The following is a 21,983-nucleotide window of genomic DNA, read 5'->3' on the forward strand; positions in this document are numbered from 1 at the left end:
GTTCTCTCCTGAACTGTTGATCCGTTCGCCCTGAGCCTGTCGAAGGGCAGCCACAAGGGAGCGGCTGGGCTTCGACAAGCTCAGCCCGAACGGGCGTGGGTTACTGGTATCGTGATTAGACCCGCTCGATAATGGTCACGTTGGCGACGCCGCCGCCTTCGCACATCGTCTGCAGGCCGAATTTCTTGCCATGGCGATGGAGCGCGTGAACCAGCGTCGCCATCAGCTTGGTGCCCGAAGCGCCGAGCGGGTGGCCGAGCGCGATGGCACCGCCATGGACGTTGAGCCTCTCGGGATCGGCGCCGGTGTGCTTGAGCCAGGCCAGCGGCACCGAGGCGAAGGCCTCGTTCACTTCATAGAGATCGATATCGTCGATCTTCATGCCCGCGCGCTCGAGCGCCTTGTCGGTCGCGAACAACGGCTCTTCCAGCATGATGACCGGATCGCCCGCCGTGACCGTCAGATTCACGATGCGGGCCAGCGGCGTAAGACCGTGTTCCTTCAACACGCGCTCGCTCACGATCAGCGCTGCCGAAGAACCGTCGCAGATTTGGCTGGACGTAGCGGCGGTGATGCGACCTTCCGGGCTGAGCAGCTTGACGCCGGCGATCCCTTCGAGGCTGGCGTCGAAGCGGATGCCCTCGTCGACGGTGTGCATCTCGGTGCCTTCAGGAGTCTCGATCTCGACCGGCACGATCTCGTTCGCAAAGGCACCCGAATTGGTCGCGGCAATGGCCTTCTGGTGGCTCGAGAAACCGAAGCGGTCGAGATCCTCCTTGGAGAAGTCGTGCTTGCGCGCGATCATCTCCGCACCCATGAACTGGCTGAAGTTGATGCCGGGGAATTTCTCCTCCAGCCCTTTCGCCTTGCTCAGCAGGCCTTCCTTCATGTGCAACGTGACGTTCGAGCCCATCGGCACGCGGCTCATGCTTTCCACGCCGCTGGCGATCACCACGTCCTGTGTTCCGCTCATCACTGCCTGGGCAGCGAACTGGATCGCCTGCTGCGACGAACCGCACTGACGATCGATCGTCACCGCCGGAGTCGACTGCGGGAGGTTCTTCGAGGCGAGGACTGCCATGCGGCCAATCTGCAGGGCCTGTTCGCCAGCCTGGCTGACGCAGCCGGTAATGACGTCATCGATGGCCTTGGGATCGATCCCGGTCCGTTCGACCAGCGCATCGAGCGACCTGGCGAGCAGGTCGACCGGGTGAACGCCGGCAAGGCGCCCTCCGCGGCGGCCCCCGGCCGTGCGCACGGCGTCGACGATATAGGCGGCGGTCATCGAGTCTCTCCTCAAACGTTTCGATTTGCCACTGGCCTAGGGTCGCCTTACGTTTGCGTCAACTGGCATTGTCGCCTGCAATCGGCCAGCGGTTGCCAAGCTGGAGGCCATCGGAATAAAGCGTGGCAGGATCATGACCAAGAAACTGTTCGAGATAAACCCGGAACTCGACCGGGCGGAACTGGCGGCCCGGTTCAAGCGCGATACGCGGGTGCAGGTGCACGACTTCCTGACGCGCGAGACGGCCGAGGAAATCCGCATGATCCTGCAGAAGGCGACCCCCTGGGGCCTGGCCATGCAGGCCGACGGCAGCGAATTCAAGGGCGCACAGCAGGTCCTCCCGCGCGACATGGGCACGCCTGACGGGCAGCGACGCGCGCAGGCGCTCGGCGCGGCGACCGATGCGGCGGCGGGACGCGGCGATTACGCCTTCCGCTATGCCCAATACCCGATCCTGCAGGCGATCCAGGAAGGCTGGGCCCCCGGCAGCCCGCACGAGCTGATCCTCGAATACATCAACGCGCCCGAATTCATCCAGCTGGCGCGCGACATCACCGGTTTCCAGGATCTGGTGAAGGCCGACGGGCAGGCCACCCTGTTCGCCAAGGCGCAGTTCCTCGGCCTGCATATCGACAGCCACGTCGCCGAGGGGTGGAAAGTCGCCTATGTGATGAACTTCACCATCGACGGCTGGAAGCCCGACTGGGGCGGCTACCTCCAGTTCTTCGATGACAAGGGCAATATCACTCAAGGCTTCCTGCCGCGCTTCAACACGCTCAACATGCTGCTCGTTCCGCAGCCGCATTCGGTCAGCATGGTCGCACCCTTCGCGCCGCTGGGCCGCTATGCCATCACCGGCTGGCTGCGGGATCGGTGAGCAAGACGCCGCCGGAAAGCTGGCATGCGCGGGCCGTTGCTTTAGAGCGCGGCGGTGATCCGGCAGGAGCCAAGTCGCTGCTCGAACAGGCTTTGGCAGAGCATCCGGGCCATGCCGAGCTGCTCAACAGTGCAGGCAACCTTGCGATGCGCCGGGGCGAACAGCTGGAGGCCGCAAGTCTTTTCCAAGCAGCTCTGGCGGCAAAGCCCGGGTCACTCGACTTCGCGCTCAACCTTGCGATTGCGCTGACAGGGGCGGGCCGTGCCGGGGATGCGGTCCGGGTGCTGGTGCCGTTCGAGGATCTGGGCGCACAACAGCCGCGCTATTGCTCGGCGCGGGCGGCGGCAGAGCGCGCCGCGGGCCGACCGGGGGCGGCGGCGCGTTGGTATGATGTCTGCCTCCGGCTCGACCCCAACCACCAGCGCGCCCTGCACGGTCGGGCGCGGACGGCCATCGAACGCGGTGAGCCGGGGGCGTTGGCGCGGGTCGATGCGGCGCTTGCCGCCAATCCTGCCGAGGCCGACCTGTGGCTGGCGCGGGCGCAGGCTCTGGACGTGGCAGGCGACGCGGCAGGCGCTCGGGAGATTGCCGAGCAATTGGTCGAGCAGGCCCCGCAATGGCTCGAGGGGCTGCGGTTTCTTGCCCAGTTGCGCCATGCGGCAGGGGAGAAGAATTGGGCCTCGCATTATGCCATGGCGGCACAAAAGGTGCCGCGCGACGCGACTATCGCGGCAGACCATATAGCCGTGCTGGCCGGTCTCGATTTCGCGGCCGAGGCGGCGGAGGTTGCCGCGGCGGCACAGGCGCGCTTCCCGGCGATGGAGCAGTTCGCCTTGCTGGAAGCGGTCAACGCCGGGTTCGCCGGGGACGATGCGCGGGCCGAAGCCATCTTTGCCGACCTCTCGGTTCAGGGAGCCGACCGATGGCTACAGGAGGCGCGCCATCGGATCAGGCAAGGTGATGCAGAGAGCGCACTTGCGGCGCTCGACAAAGCGCTCTCGGAGCGTCCGTGGGACATCGCGGCCTGGGCGCTGCGCGGCATCGGCTGGCGCATGGCTGGCGATGACAGGGCCGCGTGGTTGCACGAACAGGAGGGGCTCGTCTCCCTGCTCCCGCTGTCCGACGCGGATGCGATCCTGCCCCCAGCCATCGAGCGACTGCATACGTTGCACGACCGCTCGCCGATGCCGCTGGGGCAGTCTCTGCGTGGTGGATCACAGACGCGGGGTATCCTGTTCCACCGGCTCGAACCCGAATTCGCCCGGCTCCAGCAAGCAATTCTCCGGACGGTGGAGGACTACCGTGGCCGGTTGCCGGGTGCGGATTCGAGCCATCCCCTGCTGCGCCATCGGGAAGCGTCGTGGCAAATGCTCGGCTCGTGGTCGGTTCGCCTGCACGGCGGTGGTGACCATCACGCAGCGCATATCCATCCGCAGGGAATTCTCAGTTCGGCATGCTACCTGATCCTGCCTGAGGGACGTGGCGCCCGTGACGGGGCGCTGGAGATTGGTCGCCCTGCCCCGGACCTGCGGGTCGATCTCGGTCCTGTCCGCGTGATTGAGCCGCAGGTCGGCCATTTGGCGCTGTTCCCCAGCACGCTCTACCACGGCACCACGCCTTTCGGGGAAGGCCGACGAATGACAGTTGCGTTCGATGTCGTCACGGGCAATGATGCCCATGCATGACAGTTGCTGACGAGAAGGCCTGGGGGGACTTCTGGTCGCAGCAGCGGGGGCAAGGGAGCGGGGGCTGTCTTCCCGAAGGCTGGCGCGGCATCGAGGCATCCCAACGCGCGGCATGGCGGGCATTTGTTCGCCACTTGCCTAGTCGAGTTCGCCTGCTCGATCTAGCCACTGGCGATGGTCGCGTGATGTGCTGGCTCCGGGAGGAGCTCCCGAACCTCCATGCAATCGGGATCGATATTGCGCCGCAACTCCCGCCTGCGCCAGCGGGGACACAAATCCGGGCCGGTGTATCGATGGAACAACTTCCATTCGAAGACGCCAGCTACGATGCCGTCGTGAGTCAATTCGGGTTCGAGTACGGTGATATCGCCAAGGTCGCCAACGAAATTGCCCGTGTGCTCGCTCCGGACGGAGTCGTCGGCCTCCTGACCCATCGGATCGACGGCCCGATCATGGTCCACAACCGCGAACGGCAGCGGCAGATTGGCTGGATCTTCGAGCGGAAAAACCTGTTCGCGCTGGCGCACGAAACATTGGCCGCACGGGGCCGAGCCTTTGCAGCGACGCCAATGGCCATTGCCCAGATTGTAGAGGAAGGCAGCTGGCGGTTCGGCCCACAGTCGGCGGCTTGGGAGATAGCTGAGGCGGTTCGGCGCACCTTGGTCATGCAGGCCGACATTCGGACTGAGGAAATCGCAGTCTTGCTGCGCCAGATCGAGGCGCTGGCCACCAATGAGTTAGAACGGATCTCATCGTTAGAACGGGCCTGCAAGACAACAGAGGACACTGCCGCCTTTGACGCGGCACTGGCCGCTGCGGGACTTCAGGCTGAAACCGTCGAAGTTCTGCATGACCACGCGAGCCAAAGGCCCTGCGCCGACTTTCGCATTCTTCGCCTTGCCAACCAGTCAAGCTGACGGGGCGGGAATACCCATACCCTTTGCACAACGAAAAAGGGCGGCGGAGCCGAAGCTCCACCGCCCGATTTCTGTTTCGCGTGACGCGCTTCTTAGAACTTGAAGCCCACCGAAGCGAAGAAGTCACGACCGAGCAGGTCGTAGGTGCTCGGGTAGGTGTTGGCCTGCTCCTGGTTGTCACCAAGCTGGACAGTGCCTTCTTCGAACAGGTTGTTGACGCCGACTGCCAGGGTCACCTTCTCGTTCACGTCGAACGAGAAGGTCAGGTCGATCACGTCGTATGCCGGGATACGCTCGACGACGAAGTCGGTGCTATCGTCGTCATCGCGAACCGAGCTGAGGTGACGCCAGCGGATCGAGGTGGTCAGCGGACCGTCGATGAACGAGGCGCGGCTCGTCCACTTGTACGACGCGGTCGGTTCACCACAGATCAGACCGAAGCGGCCTGCGCACTCGTCAGGAACTGCACCCGGGAACGCCTCGAACAGGTTGCTCTCGGTCCAGGTGCCGAGGAAGCTGAGGTCGAGGGTCTGTTCACCGGTGTCGGTGAGCAGCGAGAACGGCAGCGTCGTCGAGTAGTTGACCTGAAGGTCAACACCCGAGGTCGAAAGCGTTGCGATGTTCTGGCCACCCAGTGCCGGCGGATTCGCAGTGGTGATCGAGCCACCAGCGTTACGGATCGGACCACCACCGAAGAACGGGGCGCAAACGTTGGCGTTCTGGTCCTGCACCTGGATGAAGCACAGGTCGAACGACTGCTGCAGCGAGACCGTCGTGATGAAATCTTCGATCTTGATGTCGAAGTAGTCAGCAGTGATGGTCAGGCCCGGCAGGAACGACGGCTGCAGAACGACACCGGCAGTCCAGCTGTCCGAGGTTTCTTCCTGCAGGTTCGGGTTGCCGCCGAAGAGCGCCGGGATCTGCGTGTTACCGAGCTGGAGCGCCAGGCCGGTACCCAGGTTCGCCGCCGGCACGCCGTTGGCAAGACACAGGTTACGCAGGTTGCCGGCCGGAACCGCAGCGGCGGTGCCGCACGGATCGGTCGCACCCGGGAAGCCGATGGCGGTACCGCCGAACAGTTCGCCCACGTTCGGAGCGCGAACCGCACGCTGATACTGACCGCGCAGGGTCACTCCATCGACGGGAGCGAACTCGACGCCAGCAGCGTAGGTCCACACACCGCCAACCGCATCGAGCGAGTAGTCGGAGTAACGGCCTGCACCGTTGACCTCGAGGCGGAGGCCCGAGTCGGTTTCGAGGATCGGGATGTTCAGCTCGCCGAACAGCTCGGTCACGCTGTACGCACCTTCGGTCGCGTCACCGGCGTTGAAGCCGATCACGTCACCCGACGAAAGGGCCGTATCAGGGATGAACTGCGAAGCAACGCGGCGGTATTCGACACCGACTGCGAAGCCGACATCGTCAGCACCCATACCGAGGTTGCCGACGAAGCCCGACAGGGCAGCGTTGGCGACTTCGAGGGTCGAGATATCGCCGTTCTGCGCCTGGATCGAGATGGCATCGACCATTTCCGGCGTCAGCGAGTTCAGACCGAAGACGTTGATCGGGTCAGCCGATCCATCGAGGCCAGCCTGGAAGGCCGAGCGCGAGATGTTGCCCTTCTGGACGTTGGCGTTACGGGTACGCGCATACATGTAGTAGGCGTCGTAGTTCAGCCAATCGGTGATGCCGCCACGGACACCGCCGAGAACGCGGAATGCGTTACGCTCGTCGAGCGTGTTACGCGGACCGGTTTCAGTGGTGCGCTTCTGGAGGAAGAGGTCCAGGAAGCCGTCACCGGTGCCGGTGGTTTCGGTTGCATCGAGCTGGGCCAGCTGTGCATTTTCCGACGCACCGAGGAACGGAGCGATGGCGGCGAGGCTGACGTTGAACGTGCCGGTCACCGGAGTGGCGGCGAGTTCCTGCGCAACGCGGTTGTTGACGAACGAAACCTCCGTGTAGGCGGTGTGGCCGTCGGAGAATTCGTAGTCGGCATAACCGCCGATCAGGTAACGTTCCTGCGGGATCTGCAGGTAGTTGACCGGAGCGAAGTTGTAGAGATCACCGGCACGCGGACGGAAATCACCCGGGACATTGTCGAAGACGACAGCGCGGTTGGCTGCGAAATCGGTACCCGCGCGGTTGCCGTCACCGAAGTAGCGGATCACGCCGTTCGGCAGGGTCGACGAACCGGCCGGGGTGAGGCCGTTCGCACCGTCACCGAGAGCGAAGGTCGAGAACTCGCGGTCGCCCTGGAAGATCGAGTCGCGCTTGTAGTACTCGGCGAAGACGGTCGCGCTACCGCGGCCATCGTCGAACGAGGTGCCGATCGCGCCGTAGATCTGGTAACGGGCGCCGTCACCTTCCTGGGTCAGCGAGTACTGGCCGCCGAGCTCGAGGCCTTCGACCTGCTTGAGGCGGAAGTTGACAACACCGGCGAGCGCGTCCGAACCGTAAACGGCCGACGCACCACCGGTCACCACATCGACGCTGTCGATGAGGAAGCTCGGGATGGTGTTGAGGTCGACGATCTGCGCAGTATCGTAGAACATCCAGCGACGGCCGTTGACCAGCACCATGGTGCGGGTCGAGCCGAGGCCGCGCAGGTTCAGCGTCGAGGTACCGGTGCCCGGGTTGTTCGAAGCCGACGTGAAGCCGGGAACGACCTGCGGCAGGGTGTTGATGACGTTTTCGACGTTGACGGTGCCGGAGAGCTTGAACTCTTCGTCCTGCACGACCGCGATCGGAGCGGCGGTTTCTACGTTACGCTGCTGAATGCGCGAACCGGTAACGACGATCAGGTCGCTTTCGGCGGCAGCGGCTTCTTCGTCCTGCGCATAGGCAGGAGTAGCGAACATCGCGCCGGCCATGACGGTCCCGGTAAGCAATGCTGCCTTGTTAAATCGGTTGGACATTAGAATCCCCTTGATCCCGCGTGCCCACCTTGGGCACGCCTTGCACGGTTGGTCCTTCGGACACAGTTATCCGAATGATGCGCGTCTAGGACAGGGCCAAGGGTCGCTTCAATCGGGAAACGGCGGATTCCGGCGATGCGCGGCCATGTGTGACTTTGAAGTTACAGTTGGCGGAGCGGCCCGGATATGGCACTTCGGCCCTACTTTCATGCCCTCAGTTGCGGAGCCGACATGTCGCGCCACATCCCATTAGCCTTGCTTGCCGTACCCCTTGTTGCCCTGGCGGCGCCATTGGCGGCGCAAGAGCAAGTCGTGCCCAATGCCGAAGATACGATCGACGAGTTGAGGGCCTGCCGCGCGATCGACGATGCCGATGCCCGGCTCGCCTGCTACGACCGTGAAGTGGGCAAGGTCATCACGGCAACCGAGGAAGGCACCTTGCAGGTGGTCGACAAGGCGGATGTCGAAGAGACCAAGCGCGGCCTGTTCGGTTTCACCTTGCCCAAGATCAAGCTGTTCGGCGGCGACGATGGGGATGAGTTGACCGAGTTGGAGACCACCATCACCAGCGTCCGCCGCGATGGCCGCGAGGCGTGGGTCTTCACCACCAAGGAAGGTTCGGTCTGGCGCATCGCCGAGACCAAACTGGGCTGGCGACCGCCGCAGGAAGGCCAGACGGTGGTGCTCAAGAAAGCCGCCATGGGCAGCTTCTTCATCCGCGTGAACGGTCAGATCGGGGTCAAGGGCAGGCGCATCGAGTAGCACGGGCACCCGCCAAACGACGGGAAGCAAAAGGAAAGGGGCGGAACCGCAAAGGTCCCGCCCCTTCCTTGTGCCACATCGCGTGTTGCCGCGATCAGAGCCCGCCCGGCCCGCAGTCGTTGGCCAGATAGTCCAGCATCTTGGTGTAGAACGCCATCTGGTGTTCGTACATCAGCGTGGTGTAGAAGTGGTCTGCGCCCTTCAGCGTCAGGTACTGGATGTTGGTCTTGCCCGCCTTGTCGGCAGCATCCTTGAAGTCCTTCATGTGATAGTACAGCACGCGGCGATCGACGTCGCCGTGCACCATCAGCATCGGGATATTGGTCTTGGCGACATCGTTGTAGGGGTGGATACCTGTGGTTACCCCGCGGGTCTTGAACCAGTCGTCGAGCGCCTTGGGCGCATAGGCATCGACCACGTCGCGATACCACACGTCGGCGCGGGTCACTGCCGCCCCGGCGATGGTGCACTGGTAGATATTCGGATCCCGCTGCGCTGCGACCACAGCAGCATAGCCGCCATAGGACCAGCCGAACATGGCGATCCGGTCTGGATCGACCAGCCCCCGCTCGACCAGGTAGAGCGCGCCGTCGTCCTTGTCGTCCTGCATGGCATAGCCGTGCTGGTCATAGGCGGCATCGAAGTGCTTCTTGCCCCAGCCGACCGTCTGGCGATAGCCCGGTTGCAGCACCATGTAGCCGGCATTGGCCAAGAGCTGGCCCCACTCGTCATAACCGATCACTTCGGGCACCGCCGGGCCGCCATGCGGCAGCACGATCAGCGGGAACGGCCCCTTGCCCTTGGGCTTGGTGACATAGGCCGGGATCATCATCCCGTCGCGCGCCGGGTAGCGGATGAACTCGACGTCGGAGAGCTGCTCGGGCTTGAGATAGGGGTTCTCGCTGCCGAGCTTGTAGATCTTGTCGTCCTTGACGTACCAGTAGGAACCAGGATCGCGCGGGCCGCTGTTGGTCACGATCATCGAATTGCCGTCGAGCGAACGGCTGGTGATGCGAACCTGCCACGCATTGGGGATCAGCTTGTTGAGATCGTCGTAGAGGGCTTTTTCCTCCTGGTCGAACCAGTGGTATTCCATCTTTTCGCCCGGATACACCGCCGCGACCAGCCGCTCGTCACCCGGGATCGAGCTCTGGATGATGCCCATCACATCGGCATTTTCTGCCTCGAACAGCTTGCGGGTGTATTCGCCGGTGTCGAAGTTGAATTCCCACAGCGCCGCCTTGTCGGCCCCGTCGCGGGCGTCGATCATGTAGCCGATATTCGGATTGTTGGGGTCGAATCCGGCCAGACCCTGGAAGCCACCGAGCAGGCGATAGAGTTGCTGCGGATCATTCTGGTCGAGCACATCGCCGAACTGCTTCCACGAACCGTCACCGGGTTTGCGGTAATAGGTGCGGATCGTGCCGTCCGGCTCCTGTCCCTGGGCGTAGCGAGGATTCCCGTCGGCATCGAACGAGGCGGACGGCTGCTTGGTGGTGCCCTTCAGAACCAGCGTCCGAGCGCCGGTTTCAAGGTTGTAGCGATAGTACGAGCGCGGGCGGAACAGATCGAACGGGTCCACACCCGTCAGGTCGCTGTCTCCCCGGCCTGTTTGCACGAGCACGGTGTCCGGCTCTTTCGGCAGTGTGCTGACGATCGAGAAGTTGCCTTCGACCTGGTTGAATTTGTTCTTCTCCAGATTGTAGGAATAGGTCGCGTAATTGCGGGAATCCTCCTCCTGCCGCTGGATCTTCTTGCGCTTCTGCTGCCAGGCAGTGCCGAAAATGTGGTTGTTGCTGACCCAGCGTGCGCTGATCAGTTCCATCGGGTCGGCGTTGAGGCGGCGCAGCGGCTTCGACATGTCGGCCGTGGCGTAGATTTCGAGGATGTTCTCGCCCTCGCGGCTCTCGTTCTTGAGCACGAGGATATGCTTGCCATCGGGCGAGAGGCTCATCGCGGTAATGGAATCGCGCAGTGCCCAGACCTCGAGCGGAACGGTTGGCTGGTTTTCGGGCGCGGCCACCACGGCCACGGGAGCCAGGGCCGTGCCGAGCGTCATGGCGGCGCCGGCGAGGGCGAGGCTGGCAGTTCTGAAAATTTTCATGGGGCGACTCTCTCAAACTTACCGATGGGGGAGATGTTACGAAAAGGGCGGCCCCGGCGCAATCGCACGGGGCCGCCCCTTTTTAGTCAAAGCAAGATGAACCCGCTTAGAACGACTTGCTGACGCTCATGAAGAACTCGCGTCCGTCGTAGTTGTAGCCGGCACCGATGGCGGTGTTGTTGATCGCCAGCACTTCGCTGCTGTCAACCAGCGGCGGAGCATTGTCGAACAGGTTGCTGACGCCGACCAGCAGGGTCCAAGTGTCCGCACGGTAGCGGAGCGAGACCGAATGCAGCCAGTAGGCATCGGCGAAACCGACGTCGCGGCAGAAGATGCCGTCGCCCGGGACACGGCCGTTCGGGACGAAGGCCCCGCCACCCGGGTTCGAACCCGAGCCGTTGCCGAGGCAGGTGTCGCCGGTAACGCCGGCCGGAAGGCCATCCGGACCGCGGCCGAAGGCATCGCTGAACGGATCGACACCGGTCGGATCCTGTGCGACCGGACCGGTATAGTCCACGGTGTAGGCCAGGCGGAACTTGTCAACCGACGCAGTGAACTGGGCGCTGCCAGTCCACTTCGGCAGGCTGAATTCGCCGGCGTCATCGTCGAAGGTTTCTTCGCCGAGATCGTCGATGAACAGGGTCGAACGCTCCATCAGGTGGTTGGCACGAATGCGCAGACCAAGCTCGACGTTCTCACCGAATGCGGTCACGTCGGTGCCGAAGAACGCATTGAAGTCCATCCCCTCTACCTTTTCACGGTTGAGGTTGATGAAGCCCGAGTTGACCCCCGAGACCAGCAGGCGGGTCGACGGATCGGTGTCCACTTCGATGCGGTCGCAGAACGGGCTGCGCTGGCCATCGTCGCGGGTGTAGCAGTCGTTGACGATGAACTGGCTGCTCGGCTCGACGATCGAGTCCTTCAGCTTGATGCGGTAGTAGGTCATGCCCAGGTTCACGTCGATGCCGGCGAAGGTCTCTTCGAACGAGAAGCCCGCCGTCAGTGCCGTCGAGGTTTCCGGATCGATATCGAGGCTGCCGCCCGAAGTGATTTCCACGCTCGACAGGTTGTTGGTGTTGAGCCCTGCGGCATCGATACCCACGCGGGTCGGGTCACGACCTTCGCGGATACAGTTGGCGAGGATCGACGGATCGCGGGTGTCGTTCGCCGCCACGTAGGCGCCGGCAACGAAGGCCGCACCCGGAACCGCACAGGGGTCGGACAGGGTGAGGAAGCCGCTCTGGCCGAGCAGGAAGTTCTCACGCAGGTTCGGCGCGCGAAACGACGTACCGTAGGTGGCACGCAGCAGCAGCGGTTCGATCGGACGCCAGCCGATCTGGCCCGAGTAGGTGTAGTTGGTGCCGTAGAACTCTTCGTCGGTGATACGACCGGCGAGCTTGACATCGAGTTCCTGGATGCCGGGAACACCTGCGAGGATGGGCAGATCGAGTTCGCCGAAGACCTCCTTGATCTCCTTGTCGCCGATGGCGCCCTGGTCCGAGAAGAAGCTGATCAGCAGGCCGTTGGAAGCCACATCGTCGGGACGCGAATTGATCTCGTCGCGGCGATATTCGAGGCCGACCACCGCACCCGCGGTGCCGCCGGGCAGCTCAAACAGGTCGCCAGTAAGGAAGGCGTTGAAGGTGATCTGCTTGTAGACCGTGGTGAAAACACGCTCGCCGAAGACATAGTCACGCTCTGCCTGGGTAGCGAAATCACCGACAGCACCGGTCAGCACGCTCGGAGCGAACATGTTGACGGGCACACAACCGGCTGCATTCAGGTCCGGCGCGGCGAGGCTCGGGTTGGCGAGGCCACCACCGTTACAGACGCCGATCCACTGCGGATCGCCGAAGATGCCGAACACGTCGAGGTTGTTGTTGTAGTCGTCGGCGATGCCGTCGCCATTGTTATCGACGATGCCGTCGCCGTCGTAGTCGGCCGTCGGGTCCAGACCGAGGGCGAGAGCAAGGCGGTCTTCACGGATACCGATGCGGCTCGAGACACCCTTGGCGCGGGAATAGACGAGCGAGGTATCGAAGGTCCAGCTCGGGCCGAAGATCGGCGCATCGCCGCGCATGCCCACAACCGCTCGGATCTGTTCCTGCACAACGTCGATGTTGTTGCGATCGCCGCGGATCGAAACGATCGGTTGCACCGGCAACGGGAACCCCGTCGACAGCGGAATGAACGGACGACCATCCTGTGCCTGAAGCGCGTTGTCGGTCGCGCGGCAGTCGACACCGTTGGGGTTGGTCAGGAAGTTACAGGGGTTGAACGGGTTGAGGTCCGGCACGAACGGGAAGAGCTGCGCATTGAAGGTCTCTTCACCGGAAATTTCGGCGCGGCTGTAACCGAGTTCAAAGTACGGCGTCAGGTTGATGTCGCTGGGAATGGTGTACTCACCATAAGCCATCACGTTGATCAGTTCCTGGCGCGGAACAAAGACTTCGTTCTGATTCGAGCCGTTGGTGTTGACGTTCTGGAAATCGACATCGCGAACGCCATCACCATTGGTGTCGAGGTCACGACCAAAGAAATTGTTCGAATCGCCGAAGTTGAACGGACGACCGGTGAACGGATCGTTCGGGAAGTTGGCGATGTTGCCATTGCCCGGGAAATAGACCGAACCGATGCGGGTGAACGGAATGAACACGCGGCCGCTGATGCCGCCCTGCTTACAGGCGCTTTCCTGCACCGAGACACCCGGGGTGCGGTTACCGACGATGGCATTGTCGGCCAGGCCAATCGTCCGGATATTGCCTTCGGAGTCGATTTCGTAGTGGCGATCGCAACCGCCAAAGAAATCGCGGTCCTTCAGGCGGATTTCGTCGCGCAGCGAATACTCCGCGCCGATGCCGAAGAAGCCGCGGTCGCTGTTGACGCCCCACGATGCGCCAAGAGTGTAGTCGTCACCGCCGCCCATCGGGTTGATGTTGCCGTTGGCCGACAGTTCGAGACCGTCGAAATCCTTCTTCATCACGACGTTGACCACACCGGCAACGGCGTCCGAACCGTAAACCGAGGATGCACCGTCGAGCAGCAGGTCGAAGCGTTCGATCAGCGTGCCCGGCAGCAGGTTGATCGACGGGTTGGTCGGCGCACCTTCCACACCGGCCGGAGCCATGCGGCGGCCGTTGATGAGGATGAGGGTACGGTCGGCACCGAGGCCGCGCAGGTTGATGGTCTGCGAACCCGGGCCGTTGTCGAGCACGAAGCCCTGGAAAGTGGCGTCGATCTGCTGGCCGGCGGCCGCTTCCGAACGCTGGAGGATCTGCGACGGGTCGAACAGGCCGGCGTCGTTCTGTTCCTCGGTGGTGAGGATTTGCAGCGGCGAAATGCTGGAGAAGGTGTCGCGCTTGAGGCGCGAACCGGTCACGACGATCTGGCCGCCGCTCGAAGCAGGCGCGGCCTCTTCGGTGATGTCGCAGCCTTCCGGCAGGTTGCCGTTGGCGTCGGCGACACATTCTTCCTCAGCACCGGCATCCTGCGCAAAGGCGGGGGCCGAAACAGCAAGAGCGACCACGGAAGCGGAGACCGCGAGACCCTTGATCGAAGTGACGTGAAACTTTTTCATGATTTCTCCAGTCGCGATTGCCGGTTCTGGAGGGCCCCTCGAACAGCCATAGGCGGAAGGCTTGCCCCCTTGGCACCCTTCCCGGCTGACCCGAACATGCTGGAACCCCCAGTTCCTGCGATTGCATACGTGTGCATCAGGGCAGGAAGTGCTGTCAAAGCGGTAGGGGCCACTTTGGTTCATTGTGCGGCAATGTTGTTGCGCATTTCCCACATTTTTTGCGCAGGGATGAAATCGGCCTAATTTTGTTGCGCGGAGGCAGCAGCAAGCGCAATCACGTTGCGCCTGTTGCCGGAAGAGTTTGTTCGATTTGTTGCAACGCAGCGAAGTCGGCCAGTTATCCGCGCGAATCTGTCGCGAATCTCCAAGCCCGTTTGCCGGATCAGCTGACAGTCATTTCCAATGCGCCGTCGCCCTCGTCGATCTTCACAGTGCTGCCATCGGGCACCTTGCCCTCCAGCAGCATCTCGGCCAGCGGATCCTGCAGATAGCGCTGCACCGCCCGCTTGAGCGGACGCGCGCCATAGACCGGATCGTAACCGACCCGCCCGAGCCACTTTTTCGCGCCCTCTGTCAGGTCGAGCACGATCTTGCGGTCCCTGAGCAGCTTCTGCACCCGGCCGACCTGGATCTCCACGATCGGGGCCATGTGTTCCTGGCCCAGCCGGTGGAACAGGATGATCTCGTCCAGCCGGTTGAGGAACTCGGGCCGGAAGTGCCCGCGCACCACGTCCATCACCTGCGGCTCGACATCCTCGACCTTCTGGTTATCGTCCATATTGGCAAGGTACTGGCTGCCGAGATTGCTGGTCAGGATGATCAGCGTGTTGGCGAAGTCCACCACCCGGCCCTGCCCGTCGGTCAGACGGCCATCATCGAGCACTTGCAGCAGCACGTTGAAGACATCGGTGTGTGCCTTCTCGACCTCGTCGAACAGCACCACCTGATAGGGCCGCCGCCGCACAGCTTCGGTCAGCACGCCGCCTTCCTCGTAACCGACATAGCCCGGAGGCGCGCCGATCAGCCGGGCGACCGCGTGCTTTTCCATGAATTCCGACATGTCGATCCGGACCATCGCCGTGTCGTCATCGAACAGGAAGCCGGCGAGCGCCTTGGTCAGCTCGGTCTTGCCGACGCCGGTGGGGCCGAGGAACAGGAAGCTGCCGAGCGGGCGGCCCGGGTCCTGCAAGCCGGCCCGCGCACGGCGCACTGCCTTGCTGACGGCCTCGATCGCCTGCGCCTGGCCGATCACCCGCTGGCCGAGGATTTCCTCCATCTGCAGCAGCTTGTCGCGCTCGCCCTCCAGCATCTTGTCGATGGGAATGCCGGTCGCGCGGCTGACGACATTGGCGATATCGTCCTCGGTCACTTCCTCGCGCAGCAGCGCATTTTCGCTGTGGCCGGATGCTTCGGCCAGCTTCTTCTCCAGTTCCGGGATCCGCCCGTATTGCAGCTCCCCCGCCTTGGCGAGATCGCCGATGCGCTGCGCCTGTTCGAGCTCCAGCCGCGCGGCATCGAGCTCTTCCTTGATCTTCGCTTCGGCGTGGATCTTGTCGCGCTCGTTCTGCCACCGTGTGGTCAGCTCGCTCGATTGCTGCTCGAGTTCCGAAAGTTCCTTGCGCAGGGCCTCGAGCCGGTCCTTGGACGCAGTATCGGTTTCCTTCTGCAGCGCCTGCTCCTCGATCCGCAGCTGGATGATGCGGCGATCGAGGCCTTCGATTTCCTCGGGCTTGCTCTCCACCTCCATGCGGATGCGGCTGGCGGCCTCGTCCATCAGGTCGATCGCCTTGTCGGGCAGGAAGCGGTTCTGGATGTAGCGATGGCTCAACTGCGCGGCGGCGACGATGGCGCCGTCGGTGATGCGCACCCCATGGTGCAGTTCGTACTTGTCCTTGATCCCGCGCAAGATGCTGATCGTGTCCTCGACGCTCGGCTCGTCGATATAGACCGACTGGAAGCGCCGCTGCAGCGCCGGGTCCTTCTCGACATACTTCTGGTACTCGTCGAGCGTGGTCGCGCCGATACAGTGCAGCTCGCCCCGGCTGAGCGCGGGCTTCAGGAGGTTCGAGGCATCCATGCTACCTTCCGATGCCCCCGCCCCGATCAGCGTGTGCATCTCGTCGATGAAGAGGATGATCTGCCCGTCCGAATTCTTGACCTCGTCGAGCACGGCCTTGAGCCGTTCCTCGAACTCGCCGCGATACTTCGCACCCGCGATCAGCGCGCCGAGGTCGAGGCTCATCAGGGTGCGGCCCTTGAGGCTGTCGGGCACGTCGCCATTGGCGATACGCAGCGCCAGCCCTTCGGCAATGGCAGTCTTGCCGGTGCCCGGTTCACCGATCAGCGCCGGATTGTTCTTGGTCCGGCGGGCGAGGATCTGGATGGTGCGGCGGATCTCTTCGTCGCGGCCGATCACCGGATCGAGCTTGCCGTCGCGCGCGGCCTGGGTCAGGTCGCGGGCATACTTCTTCATCGCGTCATAAGCCTGTTCGGCATTGGCGCTGTCGGCCGTCTTGCCCTTGCGCAATTCGCCGATGGCAGCCTCCAGCGCCTTGGGATCGACGCCCGCCGCCTTTATCGCCTGCCCCGCAGACGTGGTGCTGGCGAGGGCCAGCGCGACCAGCAGCCGTTCGACCGTGACATAGCTGTCGCCCGACTTTTCGGCGATCTGCTCGGCCTGGTCGAGGACCCGGACGCTGTCATTGTCGAGACCGGGAGTGGCCTGCGCTCCGCCGCCCGACACCGCCGGGATCTTGGCCAGCGCGGCATCGACTTCATCCTCGACCGCGCGGGGATTGCCGCCGGCGCGCGCGATGAGGCCCGAGGCCATGCCTTCGGCATCCTCGATCATCGCCTTGAGAATGTGCGCCGGCGTGATACGCTGATGGTTCATACGGATGGCAACCGTTTGCGCCGCCTGCAGGAAGCCCTTGGCCCGGTCGGTGAATTTCTCGAGATTCATGTGTCCCTCACTGTGTTACCCGAGATATGTAATGTGGCATTTATGCAACACAAGCCTCGATGCCGGTCAAAAGCTCAGGTGTGTTACCCGCATATAGGGGTATGCCCGCAGGCTGCGAGGGGGAAGGCGAAATTTTTGCGAGGCTATCCAGAAAGCCGGGCGCTTGCGCGCCTCAGTCCCACCAGAAATACCACCATTTCGAGGCACTCAGCGATGCCGCCAGATTGCTGATCGTCTCGACCCCCTGGTCGACGATATCCTCGCAATAGGCATATTGCTCCCGCGCCAGGGCCATGGCTTCGCCCCGCCCTGTCGGAGAGCGCGACACGCGGATATTCATGCAGTCGCTGCTGATTCCGACGAGCTCTGCCCCGTAGCGCTCGTTCCACACTTTCAGCGCTGCGACATGGACTTCCGGGTGCGGATTGGCATTCCAGCCGCCCCAGGATAGGTACGCCGGCACTTCCCAGCCGTTTTGGGTGGGGAAGGTGGCGATAGAGACCCGCGCGAACGGCTGCCCGGTCAGGATGTCTGCGTGGACCGTCAAAGCGGGGCTTGCCGGCACCACGGTCGGCCACTCGCCCACTGGCTCCTGGTAGAATCCCTCGGCGACCTCTTCGGCATAGTCTTCGGGGTAGCTGGCCGCGTACTCCGCCTCCGCCTTGCGCCTCATTTCGAAGATGTGATCGGGGAAGGAGATCCCTGCAGCCTTGGCCAACGTTGTCTCGACCGGCGGCAATTCCTCGAGGCCAAGGACTTCGGTGATCATCCCCAGCGCTTCATCGTCACCAAGGATCACCGGATAGCCGTCGCCATCGGCCCGCATCCGTTCCCACTGCGCCAGCGCTTGCTCGCCGCGCACGGCGATCAGAGGAAAGGGAAAGCCCGCTTTTTCCTCGATGGTTGCAGAGGTGGGTTCCTCGGCGGCGGCGCGCGACCCACCGAGCGCTGCCACAAGCGATCCGATCAACCCTTTCATCACAGTGCGCCTTTCGATCATGGCGGTCTCATGGGCCTGTCCGGACTGGCCGGTCAACAACCTGGTGTGGCAGCAATAGATGAGGCGAAGATTATTCGGCAGGGACGCTGTCCAGCGCCGGAACGGAAATGCTTCGCCCGCCGCCGAATTCCTCGCGCACAACGACCAGCCCCAGCCGTTCGAGATGTTCCAGCAGGCGGCGTATGCGGCCCGGCGAGCTGGTGCCATAGACGCGGGCGAGTTCTTCCTCGCCGGGTGCCGGATAACCTTCGGCCGCCGCCGCAGCGATGGCGAGATAGGGCGCGACAACATCGTCATCGACCCCCTCGCCCAACGCCAGTACGCGGGCCCGAATAGGCTCATCGAGCCGTTCCAGCCGGGCGCTGGCAATGGCGAAGCGGCGGCGGAACACCGTCATATCGAGCGGCACCCCGCCGATGCCCTCGGCCCGGCAGCGCACCATGAAAGTCTGATAGAGCTGGCTGGCAGGCTGGAAGGTGGCGCTGTCTTCCCGCGCCAAGGCGGCCAGCACCCGTTCGATTCTCTCGGCACGCTCGACGGTATCGGGCGCGGCGACTGCTGCCATAGGCGCGCTGGCCGGGACCAGTTCGGCGGGCCTGGGTGCCGGGTGTGGAGGCGGCGGGGCCTGCACCCGCACCTCGTCCGACAGGCGCTGGGTAAGCAGCGCTTCCATCCCTTCGCGCGGGGCATCGGGCAGCGGCATGAGCCCGTCGGCACGGGCCTTGTGCCCGGTCTGCACGGGACCGATCTTGACTGCCACCGGACGGCGGCTGATTGCAGGGCCGAGCGCAAGGAAATGGCCGCGCTCCAGATCGCGAATCCGCTCGGCCTGTCGCCGCTCCATGCCGAGCAGGTCGGCGGCGCGCTGCATGTCGATGTCGAGGAAGGTCCGCCCCATGAGGAAGTTCGAGGCTTCCGCCGCGACATTCTTGGCCAGCTTCGCCAGCCGCTGCGTCGCGACAATGCCTGCGAGCCCGCGCTTGCGACCGCGGCACATCAGATTGGTCATGGCCGAGAGCGTCATGCGGCGCGTGTCCTCGCCGATCTCGCCAGCCACTGCAGGGGCAAACATCTGCGCTTCGTCGACCACCACCAGCGCCGGGAACCAGAACTCGCGCGGGGCATCGAACAGGGCATTGATGAACTGCGCGGCGCAGCGGATCTGCTGCTCCACCTCCAGCCCCTCAAGCGCGAGCACGACCGAGGCGCGGTGCTCTCGGCAGCGGCGGGCCAATGCCTCGATCTCGGGCGGCGAATAGGCTGCGCCGTCGATCACGACGTGGTCGAACACCTCCGCGAGGCTGACGAAATCGCCTTCCGGGTCGATGACGACCTGCTGAACCATACCGGCGCTTTCCTCCAGCAGGCGGCGCAGCAGGTGCGACTTGCCCGAGCCGGAATTGCCCTGCACGAGCAGGCGGGTCGCGAGGAGTTCCTCGATATCGAAGCGCACCGGATCGCCGCCGGGTTCGTTGCCTATGGTGATTTCGGATGCCACGATTCGCTGGCTAGCGCGGCGAGGGGGCGCACCCAAAGCCGGGCTAGCGACTTATCCCGATTCGATTTGCCCCCTTCACCGCCGGCCCCCTGCCCGCTAGGCCGTACGACGACTGGAGAGGTTGGAATCGATGAAGAAATGGCTCGTGCGCATCAGCGCAACCCTGGCGGCCCTGGTGCTGGTGGCGCTGGTGGGTCTGATGACATGGGAGCCATTCTTCGCGCGGACGGCGGAGACGTCACACAGCGGCAAGGCTTATGCCGCCGACCTTGGCGGTAGCCAGCCCATTACCTACACCGCCGAAATCATCCGCGACGAATTCGGCGTCCCGCATATCCACGGCAAGACCGATGCCGATGTCGCTTACGGTGTTGCGATCGCACAGGCGGAGGACGATTTCTTCACCCTGCAGGATGTCGTGGCCATGGCGCGCGGCCGCTATGGCGCGATCGCGGGCGAGGAAGGCGCGCAGGTCGATTACGCCTATCACCTGCTCGACGCGCGCGGCACGGCGGAGCGGCATTACAGCAAGCTGCCTGCCGATACCCGGGCGCTGTTCGAAGCCTATGCCAGCGGCCTCAACGACTATGCCGCCACCCATCCTGGTGAGCTTAAGCTGGCCAGGCTGTTCCCGGTCAATGGCGAGGACATCGCCGCCGGTTTCGCGCTGCGCCAGCCGTTCTTCTTCGGGCTCGGCAACATCATCGGCAATCTTGTCTCCGGCAAGCCACTCGCGCCGGAATTCGGCCCGGACATTCCCGGCTATCCCCGCGCTGCAGAGGGTCAGTCCGGCTATGATCCTACAGGCAAGCAGGCCCGCGCCTTCCCCCTGCCTTGGGGCGAAGACGGCGCGCTGTCCGGCTCCAACGCTTTCGCCGTCACCCCGGCCAAATCCGGCGGACCGAGCGTGCTAATTTCCAACAGCCACCAGCCGCTCGAAGGCGGGGTCGCCTGGTACGAGCTGGTGGTCGAGAGCGACGAGGGCTGGCACTTCGCCGGGGCCAATTTCCCCGGCAGCCCTTTCCCCTTCCTCGGCCACAACCGCCATCTGGGCTGGACCAACACCGTCAACCGTCCGGACATGACCGATGTCTACCGGCTGGAGGTCGATGCCACCGGCACCAAGTACAAACTCGACGGGAAATGGCTTAAGCTCGAGCAGAAAACCGTCACCCTGCCGGTCAAGATGGGTCCGGTGGTGCTGCCTATCCGCCAGACCATCTATCGCAGCCAGCATGGCCCGGTGATCAAGAACGACAAGGGCTATTTCGCCATCCGCTACGGCGGGATCGACCGCATCGACCAGCTCGATGCCTATTACCGGCTCAACAAGGCCAGGAACCTCGAGGAATGGCAGGCGCAGCTGGCGCGCATGGCGATCCCCAGCACCAATTTCATCTATGCCGACGAGGCGGGTAACATCGCCTATGTCTACAATGCGGCGATCCCCGACCGGGCAAAGGGCGAGAATTGGCGCGGTATTCTCAATGGCACCGACAGCAGCCTGATCTGGGACGGGCCAGTAGGCTACGAATGTCTGCCGAAGCTCATCAATCCGGCCTCGGGCTGGCTCTACAATTCCAACAACGAGCCGTGGACCGCTGCCGGTGCGGGCAGCGACCTCAAGGCGGCGGACTTCGCGCCCGAGCTCGGCATAGAGACCAAGCAGACGAACCGTTCGCGCCGCGCCTACCGGCTGCTGAGCGAGGCCGGCCTGCTCGACCGCGCCGCGCTGGAGCGGATCAAGTACGACACCGCCTATGCCCGCGAAGGCTATGTCGCGGATTTGTTGGCTGCGCTGGCGAAGCTCGATCTCCGCCAGGAGCCGGATCTCGCCAGGACGCGCGATCTGCTGCTGCAATGGGACTTCAACGCCGATGGCAAGGGCGCAGGCGACGCGCTGGCGCTGTTGATGATCAAGGACTTCATGTCCGCCGAATACCAGAACAAGGGCCTGCCCGACGCGGAGGAGAAGCTGCGCGCGGCGGCGGACCATTTGCAAAGCCATTTCGGCCGGCTCGATCCGCCGATGGGCGAGCTGCTCCGCCTGCGCCAAACGCCGGGTCCGTTCGCGGTCGACCTTCCGCTTGACGGCGGGTCGGACACGCTGCGCGCTTCGACCACATGGGATGTCGATCCCGACGGACGGCTGGCACTCAAACATGGTGACAGCTTCATCATGTGGGCCGAATGGTTGCCCGGCCAGCGCGTAACCTCGCGCTCGATCCAGCCCTTCGGCGCGGCGATCACCCGGCCGCACAGCAAGCACTTCACCGACCAGTCTCGGCTGTTCGTCCGCAAGCAGTTGAAGCCGGTGTGGTTCTGGCGCGAGGATGTTCTGGCCAATGCCATATCCCGAAAGACCGTGACCAGCCGCCGCTGACCGGTTAGACCACACCTA

Annotated in this window: 12 protein-coding genes; 5 read left to right on the forward strand and 7 right to left on the reverse strand. The window is 63.7% G+C overall.

What is annotated here, in order from left to right; genetic code table 11:
* Positions 1-115 precede the first annotated feature (115 nt).
* Positions 116-1,285 (reverse strand): acetyl-CoA C-acetyltransferase, encoded by a 1,170-nt coding sequence (locus tag LY632_RS12775; RefSeq protein ID WP_234091510.1) that lies wholly within the window; start codon positions 1,283-1,285, stop codon positions 116-118.
* 133 nt (positions 1,286-1,418) lie between these two features.
* On the opposite strand from LY632_RS12775, the gene LY632_RS12780 reads away from it, so the two are divergent.
* From LY632_RS12780 to LY632_RS12790, 3 genes are read left to right on the forward strand one after another with little or no spacing between them, the layout of a single operon-like run.
* Positions 1,419-2,162 (forward strand): 2OG-Fe(II) oxygenase family protein, encoded by a 744-nt coding sequence (locus LY632_RS12780; protein WP_234091511.1) that lies wholly within the window; start codon positions 1,419-1,421, stop codon positions 2,160-2,162.
* Positions 2,159-3,847, forward strand: a complete 1,689-nt coding sequence (locus LY632_RS12785) for a tetratricopeptide repeat protein (protein WP_234091512.1) — start codon at positions 2,159-2,161, stop codon at positions 3,845-3,847. Before LY632_RS12780 ends, LY632_RS12785 begins: the two co-directional genes overlap by 4 nt.
* Positions 3,844-4,764: a class I SAM-dependent methyltransferase gene (locus tag LY632_RS12790; protein WP_234091513.1), complete on the forward strand. Its 921-nt coding sequence runs from the start codon at positions 3,844-3,846 to the stop codon at positions 4,762-4,764. Before LY632_RS12785 ends, LY632_RS12790 begins: the two co-directional genes overlap by 4 nt.
* 92 nt (positions 4,765-4,856) lie before the next feature.
* Here the strand turns inward: LY632_RS12790 and LY632_RS12795 are convergent, their stop codons facing one another.
* Positions 4,857-7,679: a TonB-dependent receptor domain-containing protein gene (locus tag LY632_RS12795; RefSeq protein ID WP_234091514.1), complete on the reverse strand. Its 2,823-nt coding sequence runs from the start codon at positions 7,677-7,679 to the stop codon at positions 4,857-4,859.
* Positions 7,680-7,910: 231 nt separating this feature from the next.
* On the opposite strand from LY632_RS12795, the gene LY632_RS12800 reads away from it, so the two are divergent.
* Complete coding sequence (locus tag LY632_RS12800) at positions 7,911-8,441, forward strand: hypothetical protein (RefSeq protein ID WP_234091515.1); 531 nt, start codon at positions 7,911-7,913, stop codon at positions 8,439-8,441.
* Between the two features lie 94 nt (positions 8,442-8,535).
* On the opposite strand, the gene LY632_RS12805 is transcribed toward LY632_RS12800, so the two are convergent.
* The 5 genes from LY632_RS12805 to LY632_RS12825 all read right to left on the reverse strand — a co-directional run bounded on the left by LY632_RS12805 (position 8,536) and on the right by LY632_RS12825 (position 19,582).
* The gene (locus LY632_RS12805) at positions 8,536-10,545 is read right to left on the reverse strand and encodes a S9 family peptidase (protein WP_234091516.1); all 2,010 of its coding nucleotides are present in this window, start codon (positions 10,543-10,545) and stop codon (positions 8,536-8,538) included.
* A 106-nt stretch (positions 10,546-10,651) separates the two neighbouring features.
* On the reverse strand, positions 10,652-14,122 hold the full coding sequence (locus LY632_RS12810; protein WP_234091517.1) for a TonB-dependent receptor domain-containing protein: 3,471 nt from the start codon (positions 14,120-14,122) through the stop codon (positions 10,652-10,654).
* A gap of 382 nt (positions 14,123-14,504) precedes the next feature.
* The gene (gene clpB, locus LY632_RS12815) at positions 14,505-17,084 is read right to left on the reverse strand and encodes an ATP-dependent chaperone ClpB (RefSeq protein ID WP_234091518.1); all 2,580 of its coding nucleotides are present in this window, start codon (positions 17,082-17,084) and stop codon (positions 14,505-14,507) included.
* A 172-nt stretch (positions 17,085-17,256) separates the two neighbouring features.
* Entirely contained in the window at positions 17,257-18,063 is an 807-nt protein-coding gene (locus LY632_RS12820; RefSeq protein ID WP_234091519.1) for a DUF4253 domain-containing protein, read from the reverse strand.
* Positions 18,064-18,154: 91 nt separating this feature from the next.
* Positions 18,155-19,582: a helicase HerA domain-containing protein gene (locus tag LY632_RS12825; protein ID WP_234091520.1), complete on the reverse strand. Its 1,428-nt coding sequence runs from the start codon at positions 19,580-19,582 to the stop codon at positions 18,155-18,157.
* A gap of 130 nt (positions 19,583-19,712) precedes the next feature.
* Here LY632_RS12825 and LY632_RS12830 point away from each other — a divergent pair, with 130 nt between their 5' ends.
* Positions 19,713-21,965, forward strand: a complete 2,253-nt coding sequence (locus LY632_RS12830) for an acylase (RefSeq protein ID WP_234091521.1) — start codon at positions 19,713-19,715, stop codon at positions 21,963-21,965.
* Positions 21,966-21,983: the final 18 nt, after the last annotated feature.

The sequence above is a fragment of the Erythrobacter sp. SDW2 genome, from assembly GCF_021431965.1.
Lineage (GTDB): Bacteria > Pseudomonadota > Alphaproteobacteria > Sphingomonadales > Sphingomonadaceae > Parerythrobacter.